Origin of the sequence: Polaribacter sp. 20A6 (assembly GCF_011378915.1) — a bacterium.
Taxonomy (GTDB): Bacteria; Bacteroidota; Bacteroidia; order Flavobacteriales; family Flavobacteriaceae; genus Polaribacter; species Polaribacter sejongensis.
Genome location: NZ_WTPZ01000001.1, coordinates 818,204 through 842,080, shown reverse-complemented (window position 1 = coordinate 842,080; position 23,877 = coordinate 818,204). Strand labels below are relative to the sequence as shown.

Sequence of the window (23,877 nt, the reverse complement as noted above, 5' to 3'; positions counted from 1 at the left end):
GAATTTATTTAATATCAATAGGTTATAGTCCTTAAAGTTACAAAATTTAAGAACTATAACCTTCAAAATTTATTTTACCATTAAACTACTTCCAAATCTTTCAAAAATAGCTTTGTCCAATTCCTCTCTGTGATTTGGGTGCGCAATATCTCTTAGTGCTTGTGCTCTTTGTTTTAAATTTTTACCAAATAGTTCTGCTATCCCATATTCTGTAGCTATAAACCTAGCATGCGCACGGGTAGTTACAACTCCTGCTCCTACTTTTAACGCTGGAGTAATCTTAGAAACACCTTTAGATGTTGTTGATGTAATTGCACATATTGGTTTCCCTCCTTTTGATAATGCAGCTCCACGCATAAAGTCCATTTGACCACCAACTCCAGAAAACATTCTCTGACCAATAGAATCTGCACAAATTTGCCCTGTTAAATCTACTTCAATTGCAGAATTTATTGCTGTTACTTTTGGATTTTTACGAATGATAGAAGTATCATTTACATATGCAATATCATTCATTTCAATTTCTGGGTTGTTATCCATAAAATCATATAAACGACGTGTTCCCATAGCAAAACCTGAGACTATTTTATATGGATTTGTTTTCTTTTTAGAGCCATTTACCACGCCTTTTTCAACTAAATCTATAATTCCTTCAGAAAACATTTCTGTATGTATTCCTAAGTTTTTATGGTTGTGTAAGAATTTTAAAACAGCATTTGGAATACCTCCAATTCCCATTTGTAGCGTTGCTCCATTATCAATAATTGCAGCAATATTTTCACCAATAGATTTTTCTATTTCAGAAGGTTCTACAAAATTCATTTCGTAGATTTCTTCTTCAACTTCAACACAGGCATCAAAATGTTTTAAATGTATTTGGGCATCTCCAAAAGTACGAGGCATGCGTGGGTTAATTTGAGCAATAATTGTTTTACCTTGTTCTATACCAGAAATAACAATATCAACAGAAACCCCTAAAGAGCAAAAACCATGTTTATCCGGTGGCGATACATTTACCAATACCACATCTAATTTCATATATCCTTCACGAAATAAACTTGGTATTTCACTTAAAAAAACAGGAATATAATCTACCGTGTTTCCTACCATTTTACGAACGTTTCCACCAATAAAAAAAGCATTTGTATGAAAACTTTCTCTTAATTCTGGTGCTGTATATCCACAAGCTCCCTCTGTATGTAAATGAACAAGTTCAACATTTCTTAATTCTGACGCTCTTGCAACCATTGCTTTTATTAAAGCTTGTGGTGTTGCAGAACCTCCTTGGATTAAAACTCTATCGTTAGATTTGATTAATTGAACAGCTTCATCGGCTGTCATTTTATTTGGTATTTTCATATTATCAAATTTTAAAAATTGTTGTTTTTGTTCATTTACACGCTAAAAATGAACTTCTAATTATCCATTATCCTAAGAAACTTAAAATAATACCTGCGGCAATTGCAGAACCTATTACACCCGCAACATTTGGTGCCATGGCGTGCATTAATAAATAGTTACTTGGATCTGATTTTAAACCTTCTGTATGTACAACTCGTGCACTATCTGGAACAGCTGAAACTCCTGCCGCACCAATTAAAGGGTTTATTTTATGCCCTTCTTTTAAGAATCTATTCATAAACTTCGCAAATAATAATCCTCCACAAGTTGCTATTACAAATGATATAGCTCCTAAACCAAATATTAATAATGAATCTTTTGTGATAAAAATATCTGCCTGGGTGGAAGCCCCTACAGTAACACCTAATAAAATAGTTACAATATCAATTAATTTAGTTCTTGCAGTATCTGCTAATCTTTCAGTTCTTCCAGATTCTTTTAATAAATTCCCAAAGAATAACATACCTAATAATGGTAAAGCACTTGGAGAAATAAACGTTGTTAAAATTAAAGCTACGACAGGAAAAATCATTTTTTCTTTTTGAGTAACAGCTCTTGGTGGTTTCATTTTAATTTTTCTATCCTCTTTAGAGATTAACATTCTCATTAAAGGAGGTTGAATTACAGGAACCAACGCCATATAAGAATAAGCAGCAATAGCAATTGGGCCAATTAGATTTTTAACCGTGGTACCATCCGCTAATACATTAACTCCATTAGCTAATTTTGATGAAAGGAAAATAGCTGTTGGGCCATCGGCTCCACCAATAATACCAATTGCACCTGCTTCTGGAAGGTTAAAACCTAAATATAATGCCCCCATAAAGGTCGCAAAAACACCAATTTGTGCAGCTGCTCCTAATAACATTAGTTTTGGATTTGCAATTAAAGAAGAGAAATCTGTCATTGCTCCAATTCCTAAGAATATTAATGGTGGATAAATCCCTTTTACCACCCCAAAATAGAGATAGTTTAATACAGATCCTGTTTCGTAAATACCTGTTTGATTTCCGGCTACAAAAGGAATATTTCCTATAATGACTCCTGCACCTATGGGTATCAGTAGTAAGGGCTCATAATCAAATTTAATACCTAAGTAGATAAATATAATTCCGATAATTATCATTATTAAGTTTCCAGACGTTGCGTTTGCAAAACCTGTATAACCATAAAACTTTTTTATTCCTCTAAATGCTCCTTCAAAAACACCCTCATGTTGCGGTGCTATATCCACTTGCGTGGTAGTAACTGTAGTACTATTTACAGCGTCTTGGTTTGAATTTGTGCTAAATCCTAATACTGGTCTTATAAAGATCAATAATGACAAAACACAAAATATTAAAATTACTTTTTTCATGTTTCGTGTTTTATTCTAGTTCTATCATTAATTCATCATGCAACACCTGTTGGCCAACACTAATTTTAATAGCTGTAATAGTACCTGCTTTTTCACAGACAATGCTATTTTCCATTTTCATTGCTTCTAAAACAAGCATTCTATCTCCCACTTTAAGTGTATCCCCTACTTTTACATCAATAGATAAGACAACTCCAGGAATTGGGGCTACAATTTTTGTTTTTGCAGATTTTGGATTTACTTGTAAAGGTGCTGCTGGTTGCTTTGAAGCTGCACGAACTAATGTAGGTGTCTTCGTTTTTTTAACCTCTTCCTTCATTTTTACCTCATAAGAAGTGCCATTAACCTCTAGGTGAATAATATTATCTTCATGAGACTTTATATTAACGGTATAGCCGTTTTCGTTTACTTTAAATTTATAGCTTTTCATTTGTTATAATCTATTTTGAATTCCGTAAATTTTAGAACTCCAAGGTGAGTATGATTTTTTAACTTGTTTAATTGTTAAAATTGCACTTTCATGATCATGCTGTTCACTTGTATACATGTGCACCGCCGCTCCTATAACCGCAGATATTTCTCCAGTAAAGTCTTTATCCCCTTTTACCTTAATTTCACTAACTTTTTTGTCCTTTCCTTTTGTAATTATTTTATATACATAAAGCATTACGGGTAAACCATAATTAAAAACCAACGCTAATAATACTAATGCACTAAAAACAATAAAAAGTCCTGTAAATAAGATAACGTATCCTTCACTTATAATCTCTGTATTTAAAACTAAGTATGTCATTATAATGGAATATTTGAGTGTTTTTTAGGTGGGTTTACATCTTTTTTATTTTGAAGTAATTCTAAAGCCCTAATAATTCTGAAACGAGTGTTTCTTGGTTCGATTACATCATCTATAAATCCGTATTTTGCTGCCATGTAAGGATTTGCAAACCTTGCAGTGTATTCATCCTCTTTTTTCTGAATGTACTCTTGCTTTTCATCCGCATCTTCTATTTTTCTAATATTAGATCCTTCTAAAACCTCTACAGCACCTTTTGCTCCCATTACAGCAATTTCTGCGGTTGGCCATGCATAATTTACATCTCCACGTAGTTGCTTACAACTCATAACATCATGCGCTCCTCCATAAGATTTACGCAGTGTAATAGTAACTTTAGGTACAGTAGCTTCTCCATAAGCAAATAATAATTTTGCTCCGTGTAAAATAATTCCGCCGTATTCTTGCCCTGTTCCCGGTAAGAACCCTGGTACATCAACAAGTGTCACAATGGCTATATTAAAGGCATCACAAAAACGAACAAATCGTGCAGCTTTTCTAGAAGCATCAATATCTAAAACACCTGCATAATATTTTGGTTGATTGGCAACAATACCAACCGGACGACCATTAAATCTTGCAAAACCTACACAAATATTTCTAGCATAGTTTCTATGTACTTCTGTAAACTCTCCGTTATCTGCTAGTATTGAAATTACATCAACAATGTCATAAGGTTGATTAGGATTTTCTGGGATAATTTCATTTAAAGCATCTTCTAACCTGTCAACTGGGTCGTTACATGCAAGTATTGGCGCTTCTTCTAAATTATTTGATGGCAAGTAACTTAGTAACTTACGAACTAATAATAAGTTTTCCTCATCATTTGCTGCTAAGAAGTGAGAAACTCCAGATCTAGTAGAGTGAATTTTAGCGCCACCTAATTCTTCTGCAGTAACAACTTCACCAGTAACGGTTTTTACCACTTTAGGACCTGTAACAAACATATAACTTGTGTTTTCTGTCATAATAGTGAAATCTGTTAAAGCCGGAGAATACACCGCGCCACCAGCACAAGGACCTAAAATTGAAGAAATTTGAGGAATTACCCCAGAAGCCATAATATTTCTTTGAAAAATCTCTGCATAACCAGCTAAAGACCTTACCCCTTCTTGAATACGTGCTCCACCAGAATCATTTAAACCAATTACTGGAACACCAATTTTCATTGCCATATCCATCACCTTACATATCTTTAATGCATATGTTTCTGATAAAGAACCTCCGAATACGGTAAAATCTTGTGCAAATACATAGACAATTCTTCCATCTATAGTACCATGACCTGTAACAACACCATCCGACAGATAAATTTGTTTATCCAATCCAAAAGACTTTGTTCTGTGTGTTACAAACATATCAAACTCTTCAAAACTATCATCGTCTAAAAGAATATCTATACGCTCGCGTGCCGTTAATTTACCTTTAGCATGCTGAGAATCGATACGTTTTTCTCCACCACCCATTTTAGCTTCCGCTCTTTTTTCTATGAGTTCGTTAATTTTATCTTGATTTGCCATTTTTATATAAGTATTTTCTTTTAAAATTATTCTTTAGAACAAAGTTCTGTAAGCACGCCTAAGGTAGATTTAGGATGGAGAAAGCCAATATTTAACCCTTCTGCTCCTTTTCTAGAAACCTTATCTACAAGTCTCACTCCGCGTTCTTCTGCAGTTTTTAAAGCTTCTGTTGCATTTGGTACTGCAAAGGCTATATGATGAATACCTTGTCCCTTTTTCTCTATAAATTTACCTATTGGACCATCCGGAGAAGTACTCTCTAATAATTCTATTTTTGTATTACCTACCAAAAAAAAGGCTGTCTTCACTTTCTGATCGACAACCTCTTCTATAGAATAACATTTTAAACCTAAAACTTCTTCGTAATATTTTATTGAAACTTCTAAATTTTCAACAGCAATACCTAAATGCTCTATATGTGAAATATTCATAATTTTTATGTTTAAATTTTATCAAATTTAGCATACATCTTGTTTTTATTATATGATAGTTATCATATTCACAGATTATTACAACTTATCTTAAATTATTTTGAGGAATCAAAAAAAATAATGTTTTAATTCATTGCTTTATTTAAAAATTATAAGGTTTACAACTTTTAAGTGAGTAAGTAGTTATTGCTCTTAAATTTATCAAATTATCATTTTAACATTTTTATTGTAAAAAAATTATTACAACACCAATAAATAATAGTAATATATATGTATTAATGAAGGTATTCTGTAGTTTTATTATTAAATTTATAAAAAATAAAAGTATTCTAAAACAATATTAAAAATAGATTTATTATAAAGCTATAATGCTTTTTGAATCTCTTTTTTATTATGGATTTTAAGTTATTTAGAATAATAAATACTTAAATTTGCCGGCGTTTTTTTTCGCTTTATTTTGAAAGGTTAAGTAAGATTAACTAAGTAATTTGCACTCAAAACATATATGTATACATGGCATTAAAAATCGTAATATCTCACAAGACAACTTATAAATATGATAGAAAAGTATCTTTATCTCCTCATATTTTTAGGCTAAGACCAGCACCTCACTCCAGAACACCTATAGAATCTTATTCTATTAAAATTACGCCAGAAGAACAATTCTTTAATTGGCAACAAGATCCTTTTGGAAATTATGTGGCACGTTTGGTTTTTCCTGAGAAAACAGATGAGATGTCTATTGATGTTGAAATTATTGCCGATTTAAAAACCATAAACCCTTTTGATTTCTTTATTGAAGAGTATGCAGAAGAATATCCTTTTGTGTATACAGAAACTGTAAAGAAAGAACTACAACCTTATTTAGAAATTACTGATAAAGGAAAATTATTAGAAGAGTTTATAAAAACATTAGATTATACGCCAAGAAAAACCATTTATTTTTTAATTGATATCAATCAGAAAATTTATGAGTTTTTAAATTATAATATAAGAATGGACCCTGGTGTTCAAACTTGTGAAGAAACCTTGAATCAGAAAAATGGTTCTTGTAGAGATTATGCATGGTTATTTGTACAAACTTTACGTCACTTAGGTTTTGGAGCTCGTTTTGTTTCTGGGTATTTAGTGCAATTAAAATCAGATGAAAAATCTTTAGACGGTCCTTCTGGTCCTGAAGAAGATTTTACAGACTTACACGCTTGGGCAGAAGTATATTTACCAGGTGCCGGTTGGATTGGTTTTGATGCCACTTCTGGTCTTTTAGCAAGTGAAGGTCATATTCCTTTAGCATGTACACCTTCTTTTGAAAGTGCTGCACCAGTTTCTGGAATGTCTGATAAATGTGAAACAGAATTCTTTTTCGAAAACAAAGTAACAAGAATTTTAGAATCTCCAAGAGTTACAAAACCGTATACAGACGAACAATGGAAAGAAGTATACAAACTTGGAAATAAAGTAGAAAAACAACTAGAAAAAGGAGATGTTCGTTTAACAATGGGAGGTGAACCTACTTTTATATCTATAGATGATTTAGAATCTCCAGAATGGAACACAACTGCAGATGGACCTAATAAAAGAAAATTAGCAGGCGACTTAACCAAAGGTTTGTATGACAAATTTGGTAATGGAGCTGTTTTGCATCATGCACAAGGTAAATGGTATCCTGGAGAACCTTTACCAAGATGGCAAATAGAAATTTGTTGGCGTAAAGATGGTAGACCAATTTGGTTCAACAAAAAGTATTTATCCAGCTATGCTGATAATCCTATTGTTCCAGAAAATTCTGATAAATTATTTTTAGAAACGCTTACTAAATACTTGCGCGTTTCTGGAGAACATATTTTACCAAGTTTCGAAGATCCTTTTTATCATTTATGGGAGCAAGGTAATTTACCGATAGACATAGATCCTGCAAAAGACAAAGATGGTTCTTTAGCTCGAAAAAAATTACATGAAATTTATGAAAAAGGCGCATCTACACCTGTTGGTTATTTACTGCCTTTAAATAAAACGGAAGACAAATGGTTTAGTAGTGCTTGGACTTTTAGAAGACAACACATCTTTTTAACTCCGGGGAACTCTCCAATGGGATTAAGATTACCTTTAGATTCATTAATGGAAAAGCCAGAACACGAGATTTTCCCAATTCATGAACCAGACTTATTTTCTAAAAAGAAGCGTTTACCGAGTTTTAAAAATATTGTTAAGAAAAGACATCAAGAATTTTTAGATTATGGTTTAGAGCCAAACCAACCAGACTATTTTGTACGTACCGCACTTTGTGCAGAAATAAGAGATCAAAAATTATATTTATTTCTACCGCCTTTAGAAACGGCAGAAATGTTTTTAGATTTAATAGCCTCTATAGAACTTACGGCAAGAGAATTAAATGTACCTGTTATTATGGAGGGTTATGAACCACCACATGATAACAGATTAGAGTCTCTAAAAATAACACCAGATCCTGCGGTTATTGAAGTAAACGTTCACCCAGTTACCAATTGGGAAGACTTGTGTAAAAACACATTTACTTTCTATGATGAAGCTAAAAAAGCAAGATTAGGTACAGAAAAATTTATGTTAGATGGTAAACACACCGGAACTGGTGGAGGAAACCATGTTACTTTAGGAGGTACCACTCCAGCAGATAGTCCTTTATTACGTAAACCAAGTTTATTGCGTAGTTTATTAACTTTCTGGCAACATCACCCAGGTTTAACCTATTTATTCTCTGGTTCTTTTGTGGGTCCAACGAGTCAGGCTCCAAGAGTTGATGAAGCTCGTTTAGACAATTTATACGAATTAGAAATTGCGTTTAATCAAATTCCGAAAGATGGCGAAGTTCCTTTTTGGTTAACAGATAGATTGTTTAGACATTTATTAACCGATTTAACAGGAAACACGCACAGAGCAGAATTTTGTATCGATAAATTATACTCACCAGATTCTTCTACAGGAAGATTAGGAATTTTAGAATTACGTGGATTTGATATGCCGCCGCACCCTAAAATGAGTTTGGTACAAATGTTATTGGTTAGAACTTTGGTTGCTTGGTTCTGGAAAAAACCTTACGAACATAATTTAGTTCGTTGGGGAACAGAATTACATGATAAATTCTTAATAGAACATTACGTAAGAGAAGATATTAAAGATATTGTAGACCAATTAAATAAAGCTGGTTACGAATTTAAAGAAGATTGGTTCGATCCTTTTTTCGAGTTTAGATTCCCATTACATGGGATGGTAGACATTAATAATATTCATTTAGAATTAAGAGCAGGTATAGAACCTTGGAATGTTTTAGGAGAAGAAATGACTGGCGGTGGAACTGCAAGATATGTAGATTCTTCATTAGAAAGATTACAAGTAAAAGTTTCTAATTTTAACGAAGACCGTTTTGTGTTAAGTTGTAACGGCGTTAAAGTACAATTAAACAAAACAAGTGTTCATGGAGAGTATGTAGCAGGTGTTCGTTATAAAGCTTGGGATCCGTTTTCTGCTTTACACCCAACAATCCCTGTAGATACTCCACTTGTTTTTGATATTGTAGATACTTGGAATAAACGTTCTATTGGAGGTTGTACTTATTTTGTAGCGCATCCAGGAGGAAGATCTTATGATGAATATCCAGTAAATAGTTATGAAGCAGAATCGAGACGAATTAATCGTTTCTGGGAGTTTGGACATACACAAGGTGAAATTGATCCTGTGGAAAGTATCAACCCAAATACAGAAAGCACTAGTAGAAGTGTAGAAACCAACAGTAGTTCTAAGCGATTTAAGTTTAAAGAATTACCTGTTAATTTTGAATTTCCTTATACCCTAGATTTAAGAAAAAAGTAGGGGAATTTATTATAGGTAGCATGAAATATGACGATAGAAGAAAATCAAATTGAAAAAACAATCTTACACGATTATTTTTTAAATAAAAGTAAATATGATGAACTATTAATCTCTAAAATGGAAGAAACATCAGATTGGAAAGTTTTATTAGACAATTTACAAAAAATTGGACCTAAAAAATTAGCTTCTAAACAAGTTGATATAGATTGGTTATTGGCAGAAAATGGTGTTACCTATAATGTATATAACGATCCTAAAGGGTTAAATAGACCTTGGAATTTAAACGTAGTTCCGTTTATAATTCATCAGAAAGAATGGAGCGAAATTGAAAAAGGAATTCAACAAAGATCTGAAATATTAAACCTTATTTTAAAAGATTTATACGGAAAACGTGAATTGCTTAAAAACGGAATTATTCCGCCCGAAGTAATTTACGCACATCGTGGTTTTTTACGTTCTTGTGATCAAATTGAATATAAAACAGCAAAACAATTACTGGTACATGCAGTAGATTTAGCGAGAGGTCCAGACGGGCGAATGTGGGTTGTAAATGACAGAACACAGGCGCCTTCGGGAATGGGATATGCTTTAGAAAATAGATTTTCTACAACTAAAATTATTCCTGAAATATATAAGCATGTAAACGTTAGGCAACCTTCTACCTTTTTTAATGATTTTAACAAATTATTATTGAGTGTAGCGCCGTCTAATACAGAAAACCCAATGGTGGTTATTTTAACACCTGGCCCACATAATGAAACGTATTTCGAACATTCTTATTTGTCTTCATTTTTAGGTCATCCTTTGGTAAAAGGAAATGATTTAGTGGTAAGACATGGTAAAGTTTGGTTAAAATCTTTAAAAGGTTTAAAACAAGTAGATGTTATTTTACGACGTGTAGACGACAGCTTTATGGATCCTTTAGAATTAAGAGAAGATTCTTATTTAGGAGTTGCTGGCTTGTTAGAAGTTGTACGTTTACAAAACGTTGCCATTGTAAATCCTATTGGAAGTGGTGTTTTAGAAAACCCTGCTTTAATTCCGTTTATGGAGAATATTTGCAAATTTTTCTTAAAAGAAAAGTTAATTCTACCTCAAATTGCTTCTTGGTGGTGCGGACAAGAAAAAGAAAGAAAACATGTTTTAGAAGATTTACCTTCTTATGTAGTAAAAAGAATAGACAGATCACATAGAGAACATATCTATTTTTGTGAGTTTTTAAGCAAAGAAGAATTAAAGGAACTAAAAGAAGAAATTTTAGAAAACCCAAATAGATTTGTAGCACAAGAAAAAATATCTTTTTCTACAGCTCCTAATTTTATTGACGATAAATTAGAACCTCGTAAAATTGTGTGTAGAACTTTTTCTATAGCAAAACAAGATAGTTATAGTGTTATGCCTGGTGGTTTGGTTAGAGTTGCCACAGAACGTGAAGAACTTTTTGTATCTAATCAGCGAGGAGGAACTAGTAAAGATTTTTGGATTGTTAGTGATAAAAAACAAAATTACTTACAAAACTATTCTTGGAATAAGAGCGTTTCCAATCAGGCAGAAAGTATTAATGACGTACCTAGTAATACTGCCGAAAACCTATATTGGTCTGGTAGATATTTGGGTCGAACTTTATTTACAGCAAGGTATTTACGTATGGTTTTAAACCAAATGACGCATGTACAATATAATGATGAAAGAAAATCTGAATCTGAAAGTTTAAAAATATTATTTCAATCTATTACAAACATTACTTCTACGTTTCCTGGTTTTACAGGAGAAAATGAAGAAGAAGCATTAAAGAATCCTCTCAAAGAATTAAAGTCGCTTACTTTAGATAACCAAAGAATTGGAGGTTTTGCGCAATCTATGCAGAGTTTTAACAACTCTTATTATTCTCTTAGAAACCTATGGTCTAAAGATATGTGGCGTGTTTTTGATGGAATTCAGAAACAACTTACAAAACTTAAAGAAGAAAAGGTTTACACTATTTCTACTTTATCTAAGTTCTTTGATAAAATAATTACAAGATTAATTGCTTTTATGGCTTTGTCAGAAGAAAGTATATTAGTAAGACAAGGACTTCTACTCTACTTTATTGGTTTGCAAATAGAACAAGCATCTATGACTATAGAGAAGTTTAGGTCTTTAATTATTGTAAATTATAATGAGGAATTAGAGTATGAAGTTTTAGAATCACTTTTAAATAGTCACGAAAGTTTAAACATTTATAGATACAGTTACAAGTCTTATCTAAGTATAGAAAACGTCTTAAAGTTATTACTTTTAGATAAAGAATATTCTAGATCTTTAATGTATCAAGTAAAAAGGATTAAGAAAGATATTGATAAGTTACCGAATACAAGTACATCTGTAGAAATGACTATTTGTCAAAAAAACATCAATACGGTAATTCAAAAAATTGAAAGTTTATCGCTAGAAGAAATTCTAGAAATTGATGAAGCATCTAATATGCGTAAAAAGTTAGACAACTTACTGTCTGATTTAAGTGATTTATTACACTTAACATCTTTATCTGTTTCAGACACTTACTTTAACCACTCTCAGCAACAAAAACAGTTGGTAGATAGAAAAATCTCTAATTAATATGATTTTTGACCTTTGGCACAAAACAAAATATAGTTATGAAAACGGTGCTTCCTTTTGTCATAATATAACCACCTTAAAACCTAAAAGTTTTAAAGGACAGACTGTATTAGAATACGCTTTAGAAATTAGTCCAGAACCTACTGATATCTCAGAAAGACTCGATTTTTTTGGAAATACGGTTACTCGTTTTTCTATTCAGCAAAGTCATGAAGAACTAGTTGTTATTGCACGTAGTAAAGTTTCTAGAGATTATGATATACAAATAGAAGGACAAAATTTAACTGAAGGAAAAAAAGTTACCATAGAAGAAGCTCTTAAATTATTAAAAGGAACCCAGCCAGACATTATTGAAGCTAGACAATTTGTTTTAGGCTCTCCTTTAATTTCTGACATGAGTACCGTTATTAAAGAATATGCATTAGTTTCTTTTAAGCCTGAAAGATCTTTGTATGATGCTTCTTACGAATTAATGCAACGTATTTTTACAGATTTCGACTTCGTTTCTGGATTTACAAACATTGCAACACCTTTAAAAGTAGTAATGAAAGAGAAAAAAGGGGTTTGTCAAGATTTTGCTCAAATAGCTATTGCTTGTGTTAGGTCTATGGGATTACCTGCCAGATATGTAAGCGGCTATATAGAAACACTACCACCAGAAGGAAAAGAAAAACTGATTGGTACAGATGCTTCTCATGCTTGGTTTTCTGTGTTTATCCCAACTTTAGGTTGGATAGATTTTGACCCAACCAACAACCAAATACCAAAAAACCAACATATAGTTGTTGCTCACGGTAGAGATTATTATGATGTCCCACCATTAAAAGGGGTTATTTATAGTACGGGTAAAAGTAAAATGGATGTAGCTGTAGATTTAAGACCTGCCAAAAATTATCAAAGTCAAAGCCAGAGTCAGTCTTAAACTTTTAAAAAAATAAAACTAAAAAAAACCTCAAAGCATTTAAAAACTTTGAGGTTTATTGTTTTTTAAAATAATCGTTTAAATAAGACAATTATTTTTACGTTAAATATTATTGCTTTTGAGTTTGTTTTTTAACTTCAGTTGCAACTTTAACATCTGGTTTTACTATAGCGTCTGAAATATTAAAATAATTATCTTCTAATTTATCAGCAATTAAAACTAAATGCTCTATTAGATCTGCAATAAATTCTTCTATATTATCTTCAATATCTGTTATGAGTTTATACTCAAAATCAGCTTTCATTTTACCAATTAAAAAAGCTGCAGAATCATCTGTAATTTGTCTGTTTTTAGAAATAATACAGATATACTTATATATTTGATACAAACAACTTTTTATAGATCTAGGACATTTTCCGTTTAAAATAATAAACTCTAAAGTGGTTTTTCTAGAAGGTGTTTTTTTATAAAAACTACGCATCATATCATGTGTAGATACACATTTTAAAAGCGTTGACCATTGGTAGCTACCATCTATTACATCTCCATAAATTTCTTTAGCTGCTGCAACATCACTTAATTTAGAATTAATAATTCTAGATACTTGTATCGCTCTTTCTAAATATACACCTAACATAATAATGGCGTATACTTCATCATGCAAAAGCGTACCTTTAATTTTACTTCTTACCTCTGAAGCAGATTGCGTTACCATAGAAGTAAACTCGTACAAACCACTTTTTACAAATTTTTCAATTGGATATCCTTTAAAACTATGATTAATTCTATTGATACATTCAAATAATTCTGTTGAAATTAAATCTCTAGAGCTTCTTGCATTTTCATGCGCATTAATAAAGGTATTTACAATGGAATACGGTTGTTCTAAATTTAGACCAACATTAAATAAAACGGCTTCTTCTTCTAATGTAATATCTGCGTCTATAATTTCATTGGCAGACATGTACATTACAGATCTTAAAACAAATTGTCTAGATTGTGATAACTCATCTGGTGCGTCTAAAGATGAAAAATAATTTACGTTTAAAAACCTTGCTAAGTGCTCTGAACGTTCAATATATCTTCCCATCCAAAAAAGGTTATTGGCTACTCTTGCTAACATATTTTTTTATTTTTTTAAAACCCAAGTGTCTTTTGACCCTCCACCTTGAGATGAATTTACTATTAAATTTCCTTTTTTAAGTGCAACTCTAGACAAACCTCCTTTTAATACAAAATCGGTATCTTTTCCTAATAGAGTAAACGTTCTTAAATCTACATGTCTAGATTCGAAGGACTCATTTTCATCTATATACGTTGGGTGAGTAGATAATGACATTATAGGTTGAGCAATGTATTTTCTAGGTGCTGCTAAAATTGTTTTCTTAACAGTTTCTATTTCTTCTTTTGTTAGTTTACTTCCAATTGATATACCATATCCTCCAGACTCATCTACAGGCTTTACAACTAGTTTATCTATGTTTTCTATAACATATTTTAACTCATCTTTTCTACTACAATGATAGGTATGTACGTTATTTAGAATAGGTTCTTCATCTAAATAATATTTAATAATTTCTGGCATATAAGTATACACAGCTTTGTCATCTGCCACACCTGTACCAGGAGCATTTACCAAAGTAACATTTCCTTTTTGATACACAGAAAATAAACCAGGAACCCCTAACATAGAATCTTTTTTAAAGACCAATGGATCTATAAATAAATCATCTACTCTTCTGTATATAACATCTACTTTTTCTGGTCCATAAATGGTTCTCATATACACAAAACCATTTTCTACAAATAAATCTCTTCCTTCTACTAAAACAACTCCCATTTGTTTTGCAAGAAATGAATGTTCGTAATAAGCAGAATTATATACACCAGGTGTAATAATAACACAAACAGGAGCATCTACGCCATTTGGTTTTACAGATTCCATAGTATCTAATAATTTAGAACCATAATCTACAACCGTGTGTGCATTATATTGATTAAAAACACCAAACAAAGCATGTTTTACAGCATTTCTATTCCCAATAACATAACTAACACCAGAAGGACATCTAATATTATCTTCTAATACATAATACTTACCATCAGAATGTTTTATTAAATCTGTACCTGAAATATGATTATAAATACCTCCAGGAGGATCTAAACCTATCATTTCTGGTAAAAAATTGGCAGAAGATTTAATTAAATCTTCCGGTACAATGCCTTGTTTTATAATTTTTTGATCATGATAAACATCCCAAAGAAAAAGGTTTAAAGCTTTACTTCTTTGTAAAACACCTTTCTCTATTGTAGTCCATTCTTTATTATTAATAATTCTTGGAAATAAATCAAAAGGGAAAATTTTTTCTTTTACCTCCTTATCTCCATAAACTTGAAACGTAATTCCTAGATTAAAAAAAGAATCTTTTGCTTGTTTATTTAAACGATCAAATTCAGATACTGAGTAAGAACCAAATAAATTATATAAGGTTTTATACACCTCCCTAACTTCATTATTATCCTTAAGTAGTTCATCATAAAATCTAGAATCTAGTTCGTAAGTAGAAAATAGCGGCAGTGTTTTAGTTTCTTTCAAATCTTATAATTTTTTAGTAAATATAAATTACTTTTATGAAAAAAGTAAACATTTTTAAATTATGATACGATTATTGTAACAATAATTTTATTTTATTTTATTTTTTACAGTAATCGTAAAAATTCATTATCATATTTTTAATTAAATAATTTCAAAAATAAGTTTTCTATCCAATTCCTATTAAATTCTTACAATCATTCATAAATAACGAGTGCAGGTAATAGTAAAAAGAACATTTACTCATATTAAAAGCATTGTTGAAATACCTACAAAAGGTAGCAATATTTATCTTAAAACAGCAATAAAAGAAATTATTAAAAGAATAAACTTAAAGTACCCGTATTCTAAAAACATATAAAAACCTATTTATCAACATAATAAGCAAACAACCTCCCTTTATAAAAAAATAGTAACTATTAAAAGTCGCCTATTTTTTTCATTCTATTATCTTCGCGCGCATTATGTGGATGTATTTAGGACTTTTAGCGGCTTTATTTTTAGGATTACACAATTTATGTAAAAAACACGCCGTACAAGGCAATGAAGTATTTCCTGTTTTGTTGGGAACCATTTCTTCAGGTTTTTTATTGATACTTCCGTTCTATTTAGGTTCTATTTGGAATCCGGAGTATATGCAAAAAATAGGCTTCTACATAACTAGTATTCCTTGGAGTACACATGGGTTTATCTTTATAAAATCTATGATAATGGCTGCCTCTTGGGTTTTAGCTTACCAAGCATTAAAACATTTACCTATTACTATTGTCACACCAATAAGATCTGCAGGACCTTTTTTTACCTTTATTGGTGCAATTTTTATTTATCAAGAAAAACCAAACGCCTTACAATGGATTGGTTTCTTTCTTATTATATTATCTGTCTTGTTATATTCTAAAATAGGAAAAAAAGAGGGTATCAACTTTAAAAAAAATAAATGGATTTTTGCCATTATTGCGGCTACCTTTTTAGGTGCTTCTAGTGGTTTGTATGATAAATTTTTAATTCAGACTTTAATCTTAAACCCACAGACATTACAATTTTGGTTTTGCTTTTACACCATTCTAATATTGTTAATTATTTTATCAATTACATGGTTTCCTTATGCTGATAAAAGAAAAGCTTTTAAATTTAGATGGTCTATACCAGCTGTTGGAGTCTTATTACAAACGGCAGACTATTTTTATTTTAAAGCACTACAAGATCCCGATGCTCTAATTATGCTATTATCGGCTATAAAAAGAAGTCAGATTATAATTGCCGTTGTAGTTGGCGGATTGCTATTTAAGGAAAAAAATAAGCGTAAAAAACTGGTTCCTTTATTCGGAATTTTACTTGGAGTATTTTTAATCTTATATTCTTAAACAAAAAAAGTTTCGTAATAAATTACGAAACTTTTCAATATATAATAATGTGTAATTAAATTTTACACAGTCTTTTGTTCCATAAAATCTAAAATATCGCTTTCTTTAATTTCAGGATTTGCACCTTCACTACTTGCAACTATTGCACCTACAGCACAAGCAAAATCTAATGCTTCTTGTGGCGCAACATCTTTTAATAGCTTATTAATTAAAGAAGCTAAAAAAGAATCTCCTGCTCCAACAGTGTCTACAACTTGTACTTTATAACCTTCATTATAATAGAATACATCATTATAATAAAGTATGGCTCCTGAACCACCTTTAGTAACACAAATAGACTTTGTATTTGTAGTTTCTGCTATAAATTGAATGTTCTCTTCTAATGAAGTTGAATTAAAATTTAATCCCTCTGAAATTTCAATAATTTCATCATCATTAAATTTAATAAAACTAGCCTCATTCATTAAATAACTTAAACGCTCTATGTTATAATAAGGTGCCCTAAGATTTACATCAAAAATTTTATATTTTGCTATTTTTAAAAGTTCATATAATGTGTTTCTTGACACTTCATTTCTAACCACTAAACTACCATATACAAAAGCATCTGAAACTTTTACTATTTTCTTTGCACTTTCTGTTAATTCTATTTGATCCCAAGCTCTAGGAAACATAATATCATAAGAAGCACAACCATTGTCATCTAATAAAACTTTTACTTTTCCTGTTTTTAGTTCTTCATCTATTTGTAACGCTACTTTATTAACGTTATTCTCCTTAATAAAAGTCTTAATTTTTTGACCATTATCATCTTCACCAACCTTAGTGATTATATATACATTATTTTCTAAAGACTGTAATCTTACTGCAACGTTTAAAGGAGCTCCTCCTATTTTTTTATGCGTTGGAAACACATCCCAAAGCACTTCGCCAAAACATGTAATATTTGCCATCTAAATTTCATTTAAAATAGTACTATTAATATCTTTCACCGACTTCTCTATTCCGTTTTTCACAATATTCTGATACGCTTCTATATAAGCATTTAAAAAGGTATTAGAGTTTTTAAGCTGCCCAAAAATAGATTCTATTTCTAAAAACGCCGCTGGATTATTTCTTGATAAAATTGCTTTCTCAGTTAAAACTGCTTCCATAGCATCTTTAATTATTAATTGAGACCCATTTTCATCTACGCCAACACTATAAATTGCAAAAGCAGCTATGATAAAAGCGGCATGATTTACAGTTCTATTATTTTCTAACTGATTATAAACCGTAGGTAAAATAAAAATTGGAATTTTAGCAGAACTCTCAGAACAGATTCTTTCAATTTGATCTTTTATATAAGTATTTCCAAATCTTTGGATTAATGAAAATTTATAATTTTTTAAATTCACACCTTCTAAATCTCCTAAGGTTGGTGTAACTTCATTCCCCATATAAATTCTTAGGAAAGAACTGATATCTGCATCATTTGCAGCTTCATCAATAGTAGAATAGCCATATAATGCACCTAAGATCCCTAATACAGAATGACCTGCATTTAGTAAACTTAATTTCATTTTTTCATAAGGCACCACATCTTTTACAAACTGAGCTCCGACGTTTTCCCAAGCAGGTCTTCCGGCTGCGAAATCATCTTCTATCACCCATTGCTTAAAAGGCTCACAAACTACTGGCCAACCATCATCAATACCAGAAGTTTCTTTTAATTTTTCGATATCTAATGCAGATGTTGCTGGTGTAATTCTATCTACCATTGCATTCGGAAACGATACATTTTCATCAATCCAAGATACTAAAGTTGGTTCTGCTACTTTTACATAGCTTAACAACATTTTTTCTGTCATGTGTCCGTTTCCTTGTATATTATCACAAGATTGAATCGTAACACCTTTTAAACCATTTTCTTTTCTTAATTTCAACGCTTGCGTTAAATATCCGAAAATAGTTTTAGGAGCATTCGGAGTTTCTAAATCGTGCTGAATTAAAGGATTTTCAAAATTGAATTCTCCTGTTGCTTCACTATAATTATAACCTCCTTCTGTAATGGTTAAACTGATGATTTTAACATCTGGACTCGCCATTTTTTCAATGACTTTTATAGGGCTTTCTGGCGCATATAATACTTCTACCATAGAACCGATAATTTGTTTTGTTAACGAACCATCTAATTCTTTTATAATCAACGTATATAAACCGTCTTGCTCTTTAAGTATGTTGTAAATTTTAGTGTCAAAATCTAACAAAGCAACACCACAAATACCCCAATCTTTCTGAGTATCATCATTTAATAACAAATCTGTATAGAATGCTTCGTGTGATCTATGAAAACCACCAATACCAACATGTACAATACCTGTTTTAATGTCGCTTCTATTATAAGTAGGAGAAGTTATTTTAGTACTAATTTCTGCTAAATTCTTTTGATTTAATTTAATTATATTTTCCATGATTTTATTATTTATTTAAAGAATTACCTCTTTTAAGTGCCCAAATTGATGTTACAAAATAGACTACAGTACATACAAATGCATAGGTGTAAAATAGTTCTCTATTTGCTATATATACTTTTTCTGTTTCGCTACCAAATAACACAATACAAGCCAACACAACGGTTATTGCTAATGAAAGTAAAGAGATACCTTTTAATACCTTCGTAAATAATGATGTATCTATTATAAGTACAACTTCTCTTTGTGCTTTTATTTCTTGAAATTCATCTATATGCGTATTTCTTACTCTCTCTTTTTCTTCTTCTTCTGGATATTTATCTTTTGCTCCATAACGTCCTGCTAAAAAAGTATAAATAAGTATTGTAAAAATCCATGTTGGTATAAATAAATAGTAAAAAGACATTACATTTAAAATATTTAAACCAAAACCAAACAACAATCCTAATGCCCAAGAAGCAATGGCAGGAGTACTAAAGGTTAAATTACGATAATGAGACCAATAACGCGTATATCCAATTTTAGGGAAAATTTGATGCTCTGCAAAAACAATACTACCAACTGGTACAACTAATAAACCTGCATACGTTAATAATGGAAGCATTTGAGAAAACACAAACGGAAAACAAGCGACTACCATAGTTACTAAACCAACAATTATAGTTGTCTTTTTTCTAGAATTTTTAGTAAAAATAGCTTGTGCAGCCAAACCTGCTCTATAAAGATTGGCAACAGCAGTTGTCCAACCAGCAACAATAACAATTACAAAACCAGACCAACCCAAAGCGTAATAAGCAACATCTCCCGGATCTAATTCTACGATAGATTTACCAATAATAACAGCTGCACCAGCTCCCATTATTCCTGCAGATATCCACGCTACAAAATGCCCAAACATCATTCCTGTACTTGTTGTTAATCCGTAAGATTTCTTTTTAGCAAAACGAAATAAAGCCATATCAATAAGACCAAAGTGAGTAATTGAATTCGCTGCCCAAGCAAAACCGATAACTTCTAACAAACCAATTCCAGGTTCTCCGTCACTATTACGTCCCGTCCAAATGGATTGATCTCCTAAATTTATAAGTTCCGTCCATCCACTTGGCAATGTTTCACCTAAAACATCTAAAGAAAGTGCCGGTAAAAGTATAAATGCACCACTAATAAACATTACAAATAACCAAGGCGCACAAATTGCAGAGAATTTAGAAACCGCAGTAAAACCATATATAGCAATAGCAACCACAACAATACCAACGAGTAAAACTATTAAAACAAACCAAAGATTAGTTGGATACCAATCTAGTTGTGCCGGAATATCAAAAGCAAACCGAACTGCTGTAGAAGATACGGTTATCATTGCCGCAGAAATGACTGTAAAAATAACAACATTTGCCCAATTATAAAGCTTTGTCATTGAGTCTCCTGCTATTTTATTAAGATATGTATACAAACTCAATCTAGTATCTACAGCAATAGGAGATGTAATTAACGTCCAACTTAAAACAGCTAATATATTACCAATCAATAATCCTAAAATGATATCTTTAGTAGTTGCACCTAAGGCAACAAACGTTGCTCCAATTACAAATTCTGTAGCGGCAACATGCTCAGCAGCATACAAACCTGCAAAATGCGTCCAATTATGTAGTTTATTTTTAGCAATTGGTAATTGCTCTATTTCTAAGTCTTCGAACTGCTGATATTGATTGGGAGTTTCCATATGATGTTTTTTTAAAGTTAGTTCTTTTTAATTTTAGTGATAATGTTATACATGCTGTGGTAAATATTTAATAATTATATATGCCTTAAAATAAAGTTAGATCTAATTGAAGTACTGTTTTTTCTTGTTCTGGATTCCACATTGCAGTAACTCCAATTGGTAAATTATAGTTACCTATTTTAATATCTTTGTTAAGTGTTGCTCCTACATTTATAATATTAGCAGCACTTTCGGTATAAAATGTTTTATCTGTGGTAAAAGACCAAGCACCACCTGCAAATAAAGATAAGTTAGCATCACCTTTTTCCCAAACCTTACTATTCACTTCAAAATAATGTGTCCAAGAATTCTTTAAGCTACCATCTGCTTGAACTTCATAATCTCCAGAACCACCATTAATTATGGTTGCTAAATATAATAAAGTATTAGGTGTAACATTATATCCAAAACTAACATCTACAAAATTGTAGCCTTGGGTTTTATCATAACTCCAAAATTTTAATTCATCTCCTCTTTCTTCTACACCTGTATAATTGTTATGAGAAACTGCTTCTATAAAAAAACGATCAGAAAAACGATATTTGGTATAGATTGAGACTTCTTTATAAAAAGCACTTTCAGTTTCCCCTGTTGTAGTATTATTTACATCTATCGAAGAAAAACTTGCGCCTCCCCAAAGACCAAACGTAAATTTCTTGTTTTTTGAATTGTATTCTAAACTCGTAGCAATCATTGCACCAGAATGAACAACACCCCCATGCCATAAATGCATATTCTTAACATGTGCTTCAACACTAAAAGCATTATAATCTTCATTAGTTATATCTTTCTGAGCATTTGTGTTTTGTGCAGAAATCAATAAAATAATATTTAGAAGTAAAACAGATAAGCTTCCATTTTTAATATAATAACTTACTGGTTTCATTTCTTTCGATAATTGTCTCATTACTTATATCTTAAATAGTTCTAAATCTTAATATCATACTTCTAAAATAAAACGTCAAAATGACGTTTGATAAGCAAATGTAAATAAAAAACTTTTACTAAAACAAAAAAAAAGTAAAAAAAATATTCTATATTCTCCTTAATCTATGTTAAATTAATATCATAAGTATTGATTTTATCAGTAAAACCGCTATATCAAGAAGTTATAAATCATTTTCAATATTTTAAATAATTATATACGTAATAAATACGTTTATTTAAAATAATTAAAAAAAAAGAGTAACTTTACATTATAAATAAGATTATGAACAACAAGAAAATATCAAATATATCGGTAGATTGTGTCGTTTTTGGATATGATACAGATACCAAATCTTTAAATGTTTTATTAATAAAACGATATTTAGAATCTAAGTCTGATAATAAAGTACTTGTTGATGATTATGTATTAACAGGGTATCATGTTTATGAAGATGAAACTTTAGACGACTCTGCTTCTAGAGTCTTAAAAGAATTAACTGGACTTACCAATTTATATAAAAAACAATTTAGAGCTTTTGGTGATCCAGATAGATTGACAAATGAAAAAGACTTATTATGGATTCAAAATGAGGAATTCAACTTACGAACCATTACAATTGCTTATTATTTTTTACTAAAAACAGAAGATGTTGCTATCGAAAATAATAAATATAAAGCACAATGGTTTTCGATTAATGACTTACCTGAATTAGGTTTTGATCATAAACAAATTATTTTGGAAGCATATGAAGATTTAAAAACCAAATGCTTGCAAGAGCCAATTATATTTGAGTTATTGCCAGATAAATTTACCATAAATGACGTACAAGATTTATATCAATCTATACTAGCAATAGAAATAGATAATCGGAATTTTAGAAGAAAATTAATCAATAAAAAATACTTGGTTCCTTTAGACGAAAAACAAGTTGGCGTTTCTAAAAAACCAGCACAGTTGTATATGTTTAGCAAAGACATTTACAATAAAATGTTTCAAAAAAATTACTTAATCAATATTTAATGATATTAAACACTTTTATTTTTGACATGGATGGAGTTATCATAGACTCTGAACCTTTTTGGCGACAAGCACAAATAAAAATTTTATCTACTTACAATGTAACTGTTACTGTAGAAGATTGTATTAAAAATACCATGGGTAAAAGGATAGATGATGTTGCACTCACTTGGTGTCAATTACACCAATTATCTATAAATCCTAAAAGTTTAGAAAAAGAAATTATTACAGCTGTAGTTCAATTAATTACTGAAAAAGGAAAAGCAAAAAAAGGCTTATTTGAGTTGTTAGATTTTTTAACGAAAAATAATTTTAATATTGCCTTAGCAACATCGTCTAGCAAACCTATCATTGACGCGGTTTTTAACAAACTGAATATTGCTCATTATTTTAAGGTAGTTTGTAGTGCAGACGATGAAGAGTACGGAAAACCACATCCGGCTATTTATTTGAAAGCTGCAAAATTATTAAAAGTTCCTACTGGAAATTGCCTGGTTTTAGAAGATAGTGTTACAGGTTTAATTGCTGCAAAGGCTGCTAGTATAAATACTATTGTAATTCCTGAAGACAAAAATGATCCGAGGTTTACATTGGCCAATAGCATTTTTACTTCAATGCTAGATGTTGTTAATTATTTAAAACCCCTTACATAGCAGACATGATAAATATTTAAAGTCGCTTTAAGTTTTTGACTGTTTATATATAAAAAAGACATATCTGCCTGAACACTTTGCCCTTTGCTTAGCATAAGCTTTGTTGAAGACTTTAGTTTGGCTACTGAATATCCTTCGACAAGCTCAGGAAGACATTTAGATTTTTAATTCTTTTAGCGATATCATAAAATTAAATTGGT

The 23,877-nt window shown here is 30.9% G+C and carries 18 protein-coding genes; 6 read left to right on the top strand and 12 right to left on the bottom strand.

Annotation, left to right across the window (positions count from 1 at the left end):
- Nucleotides 1-69: 69 nt before the first annotated feature.
- From GQS57_RS03340 to mce, 6 genes are all read right to left on the bottom strand, one after another.
- The gene (locus GQS57_RS03340; RefSeq protein ID WP_165731152.1) at nt 70-1,359 is read right to left on the bottom strand and encodes an acetyl-CoA hydrolase/transferase family protein; all 1,290 of its coding nucleotides are present in this window, start codon (nt 1,357-1,359) and stop codon (nt 70-72) included.
- Between the two features lie 67 nt (nt 1,360-1,426).
- A complete protein-coding gene (locus tag GQS57_RS03335) occupies nt 1,427-2,758 on the bottom strand; it encodes a sodium ion-translocating decarboxylase subunit beta (RefSeq protein WP_165731151.1) in 1,332 nt (443 codons plus the stop codon).
- 10 nt (nt 2,759-2,768) lie between these two features.
- Nucleotides 2,769-3,188 carry a biotin/lipoyl-containing protein gene (locus GQS57_RS03330; protein WP_165731150.1) on the bottom strand — a complete coding sequence of 140 codons (420 nt, stop codon included), beginning with the start codon at nt 3,186-3,188 and terminating at the stop codon, nt 2,769-2,771.
- Nucleotides 3,189-3,191: 3 nt separating this feature from the next.
- Complete coding sequence (locus tag GQS57_RS03325) at nt 3,192-3,551, bottom strand: OadG family protein (RefSeq protein ID WP_165731149.1); 360 nt, start codon at nt 3,549-3,551, stop codon at nt 3,192-3,194.
- The gene (locus tag GQS57_RS03320; RefSeq protein ID WP_165731148.1) at nt 3,551-5,110 is read right to left on the bottom strand and encodes an acyl-CoA carboxylase subunit beta; all 1,560 of its coding nucleotides are present in this window, start codon (nt 5,108-5,110) and stop codon (nt 3,551-3,553) included. The genes GQS57_RS03325 and GQS57_RS03320 overlap by 1 nt, the downstream gene beginning before the upstream one ends.
- A gap of 26 nt (nt 5,111-5,136) precedes the next feature.
- Nucleotides 5,137-5,541, bottom strand: a complete 405-nt coding sequence (gene mce, locus GQS57_RS03315) for a methylmalonyl-CoA epimerase (protein ID WP_068448052.1) — start codon at nt 5,539-5,541, stop codon at nt 5,137-5,139.
- A gap of 513 nt (nt 5,542-6,054) precedes the next feature.
- Here mce and GQS57_RS03310 point away from each other — a divergent pair.
- From GQS57_RS03310 to GQS57_RS03300, 3 genes are read left to right on the top strand one after another with little or no spacing between them, the layout of a single operon-like run.
- Entirely contained in the window at nt 6,055-9,387 is a 3,333-nt protein-coding gene (locus GQS57_RS03310; protein WP_165731147.1) for a DUF2126 domain-containing protein, read from the top strand.
- Nucleotides 9,388-9,414: 27 nt separating this feature from the next.
- Nucleotides 9,415-11,985, top strand: coding sequence for a circularly permuted type 2 ATP-grasp protein (locus GQS57_RS03305; RefSeq protein WP_165731146.1), 2,571 nt, complete (start codon nt 9,415-9,417; stop codon nt 11,983-11,985).
- 1 nt (nt 11,986) lies between these two features.
- Nucleotides 11,987-12,907: a transglutaminase family protein gene (locus GQS57_RS03300; RefSeq protein WP_165731145.1), complete on the top strand. Its 921-nt coding sequence runs from the start codon at nt 11,987-11,989 to the stop codon at nt 12,905-12,907.
- 109 nt (nt 12,908-13,016) lie between these two features.
- Here GQS57_RS03300 and GQS57_RS03295 read toward each other — a convergent pair whose 3' ends face one another.
- Both GQS57_RS03295 and GQS57_RS03290 read right to left on the bottom strand, forming a co-directional pair.
- A complete protein-coding gene (locus GQS57_RS03295) occupies nt 13,017-14,030 on the bottom strand; it encodes an alpha-E domain-containing protein (RefSeq protein WP_165731144.1) in 1,014 nt (337 codons plus the stop codon).
- A gap of 6 nt (nt 14,031-14,036) precedes the next feature.
- Nucleotides 14,037-15,503, bottom strand: a complete 1,467-nt coding sequence (locus tag GQS57_RS03290) for a circularly permuted type 2 ATP-grasp protein (protein ID WP_165731143.1) — start codon at nt 15,501-15,503, stop codon at nt 14,037-14,039.
- Between the two features lie 461 nt (nt 15,504-15,964).
- Between GQS57_RS03290 and GQS57_RS03285 the strand changes: the two genes are divergently transcribed.
- Entirely contained in the window at nt 15,965-16,864 is a 900-nt protein-coding gene (locus tag GQS57_RS03285; protein ID WP_165731142.1) for an EamA family transporter, read from the top strand.
- Nucleotides 16,865-16,926: 62 nt separating this feature from the next.
- Here the strand turns inward: GQS57_RS03285 and GQS57_RS03280 are convergent, their stop codons facing one another.
- The 4 genes from GQS57_RS03280 to GQS57_RS03265 form a co-directional block, all read right to left on the bottom strand.
- A complete protein-coding gene (locus GQS57_RS03280) occupies nt 16,927-17,817 on the bottom strand; it encodes a carbohydrate kinase (RefSeq protein WP_165731141.1) in 891 nt (296 codons plus the stop codon).
- The gene (locus tag GQS57_RS03275) at nt 17,818-19,317 is read right to left on the bottom strand and encodes a mannitol dehydrogenase family protein (protein ID WP_165731140.1); all 1,500 of its coding nucleotides are present in this window, start codon (nt 19,315-19,317) and stop codon (nt 17,818-17,820) included.
- Nucleotides 19,318-19,324: 7 nt separating this feature from the next.
- Nucleotides 19,325-21,040, bottom strand: a complete 1,716-nt coding sequence (locus GQS57_RS03270; RefSeq protein WP_165731139.1) for a cytosine permease — start codon at nt 21,038-21,040, stop codon at nt 19,325-19,327.
- 85 nt (nt 21,041-21,125) lie between these two features.
- Nucleotides 21,126-21,986 (bottom strand): hypothetical protein, encoded by an 861-nt coding sequence (locus tag GQS57_RS03265; RefSeq protein ID WP_240915416.1) that lies wholly within the window; start codon nt 21,984-21,986, stop codon nt 21,126-21,128.
- 303 nt (nt 21,987-22,289) lie between these two features.
- Between GQS57_RS03265 and GQS57_RS03260 the strand changes: the two genes are divergently transcribed.
- Together GQS57_RS03260 and hxpB are read left to right on the top strand one after the other, a co-directional pair.
- On the top strand, nt 22,290-23,027 hold the full coding sequence (locus tag GQS57_RS03260; protein ID WP_165731138.1) for an NUDIX domain-containing protein: 738 nt from the start codon (nt 22,290-22,292) through the stop codon (nt 23,025-23,027).
- Nucleotides 23,027-23,677 carry a hexitol phosphatase HxpB gene (hxpB, locus tag GQS57_RS03255; protein ID WP_165731137.1) on the top strand — a complete coding sequence of 217 codons (651 nt, stop codon included), beginning with the start codon at nt 23,027-23,029 and terminating at the stop codon, nt 23,675-23,677. Before GQS57_RS03260 ends, hxpB begins: the two co-directional genes overlap by 1 nt.
- Nucleotides 23,678-23,877 lie beyond the last annotated feature (200 nt).

Bases quoted from the DNA above. Each gene is read 5' to 3' on its own strand.
- hxpB (WP_165731137.1), top strand. From the start codon at position 23,027: ATGATATTAAACACTTTTATTTTTGACATGGATGGAGTTATCATAGAC.
- GQS57_RS03300 (WP_165731145.1), top strand. From the start codon at position 11,987: ATGATTTTTGACCTTTGGCACAAAACAAAATATAGTTATGAAAACGGT.
- GQS57_RS03335 (WP_165731151.1), bottom strand. From the start codon at position 2,758: ATGAAAAAAGTAATTTTAATATTTTGTGTTTTGTCATTATTGATCTTT.
- GQS57_RS03320 (WP_165731148.1), bottom strand. From the start codon at position 5,110: ATGGCAAATCAAGATAAAATTAACGAACTCATAGAAAAAAGAGCGGAA.
- GQS57_RS03330 (WP_165731150.1), bottom strand. From the start codon at position 3,188: ATGAAAAGCTATAAATTTAAAGTAAACGAAAACGGCTATACCGTTAAT.
- GQS57_RS03275 (WP_165731140.1), bottom strand. From the start codon at position 19,317: ATGGAAAATATAATTAAATTAAATCAAAAGAATTTAGCAGAAATTAGT.
- GQS57_RS03270 (WP_165731139.1), bottom strand. From the start codon at position 21,040: ATGGAAACTCCCAATCAATATCAGCAGTTCGAAGACTTAGAAATAGAG.
- GQS57_RS03310 (WP_165731147.1), top strand. From the start codon at position 6,055: ATGGCATTAAAAATCGTAATATCTCACAAGACAACTTATAAATATGAT.
- mce (WP_068448052.1), bottom strand. From the start codon at position 5,541: ATGAATATTTCACATATAGAGCATTTAGGTATTGCTGTTGAAAATTTA.
- GQS57_RS03295 (WP_165731144.1), bottom strand. From the start codon at position 14,030: ATGTTAGCAAGAGTAGCCAATAACCTTTTTTGGATGGGAAGATATATT.
- GQS57_RS03285 (WP_165731142.1), top strand. From the start codon at position 15,965: ATGTGGATGTATTTAGGACTTTTAGCGGCTTTATTTTTAGGATTACAC.
- GQS57_RS03305 (WP_165731146.1), top strand. From the start codon at position 9,415: ATGACGATAGAAGAAAATCAAATTGAAAAAACAATCTTACACGATTAT.
- GQS57_RS03340 (WP_165731152.1), bottom strand. From the start codon at position 1,359: ATGAAAATACCAAATAAAATGACAGCCGATGAAGCTGTTCAATTAATC.
- GQS57_RS03260 (WP_165731138.1), top strand. From the start codon at position 22,290: ATGAACAACAAGAAAATATCAAATATATCGGTAGATTGTGTCGTTTTT.
- GQS57_RS03280 (WP_165731141.1), bottom strand. From the start codon at position 17,817: ATGGCAAATATTACATGTTTTGGCGAAGTGCTTTGGGATGTGTTTCCA.
- GQS57_RS03265 (WP_240915416.1), bottom strand. From the start codon at position 21,986: ATGAGACAATTATCGAAAGAAATGAAACCAGTAAGTTATTATATTAAA.
- GQS57_RS03325 (WP_165731149.1), bottom strand. From the start codon at position 3,551: ATGACATACTTAGTTTTAAATACAGAGATTATAAGTGAAGGATACGTT.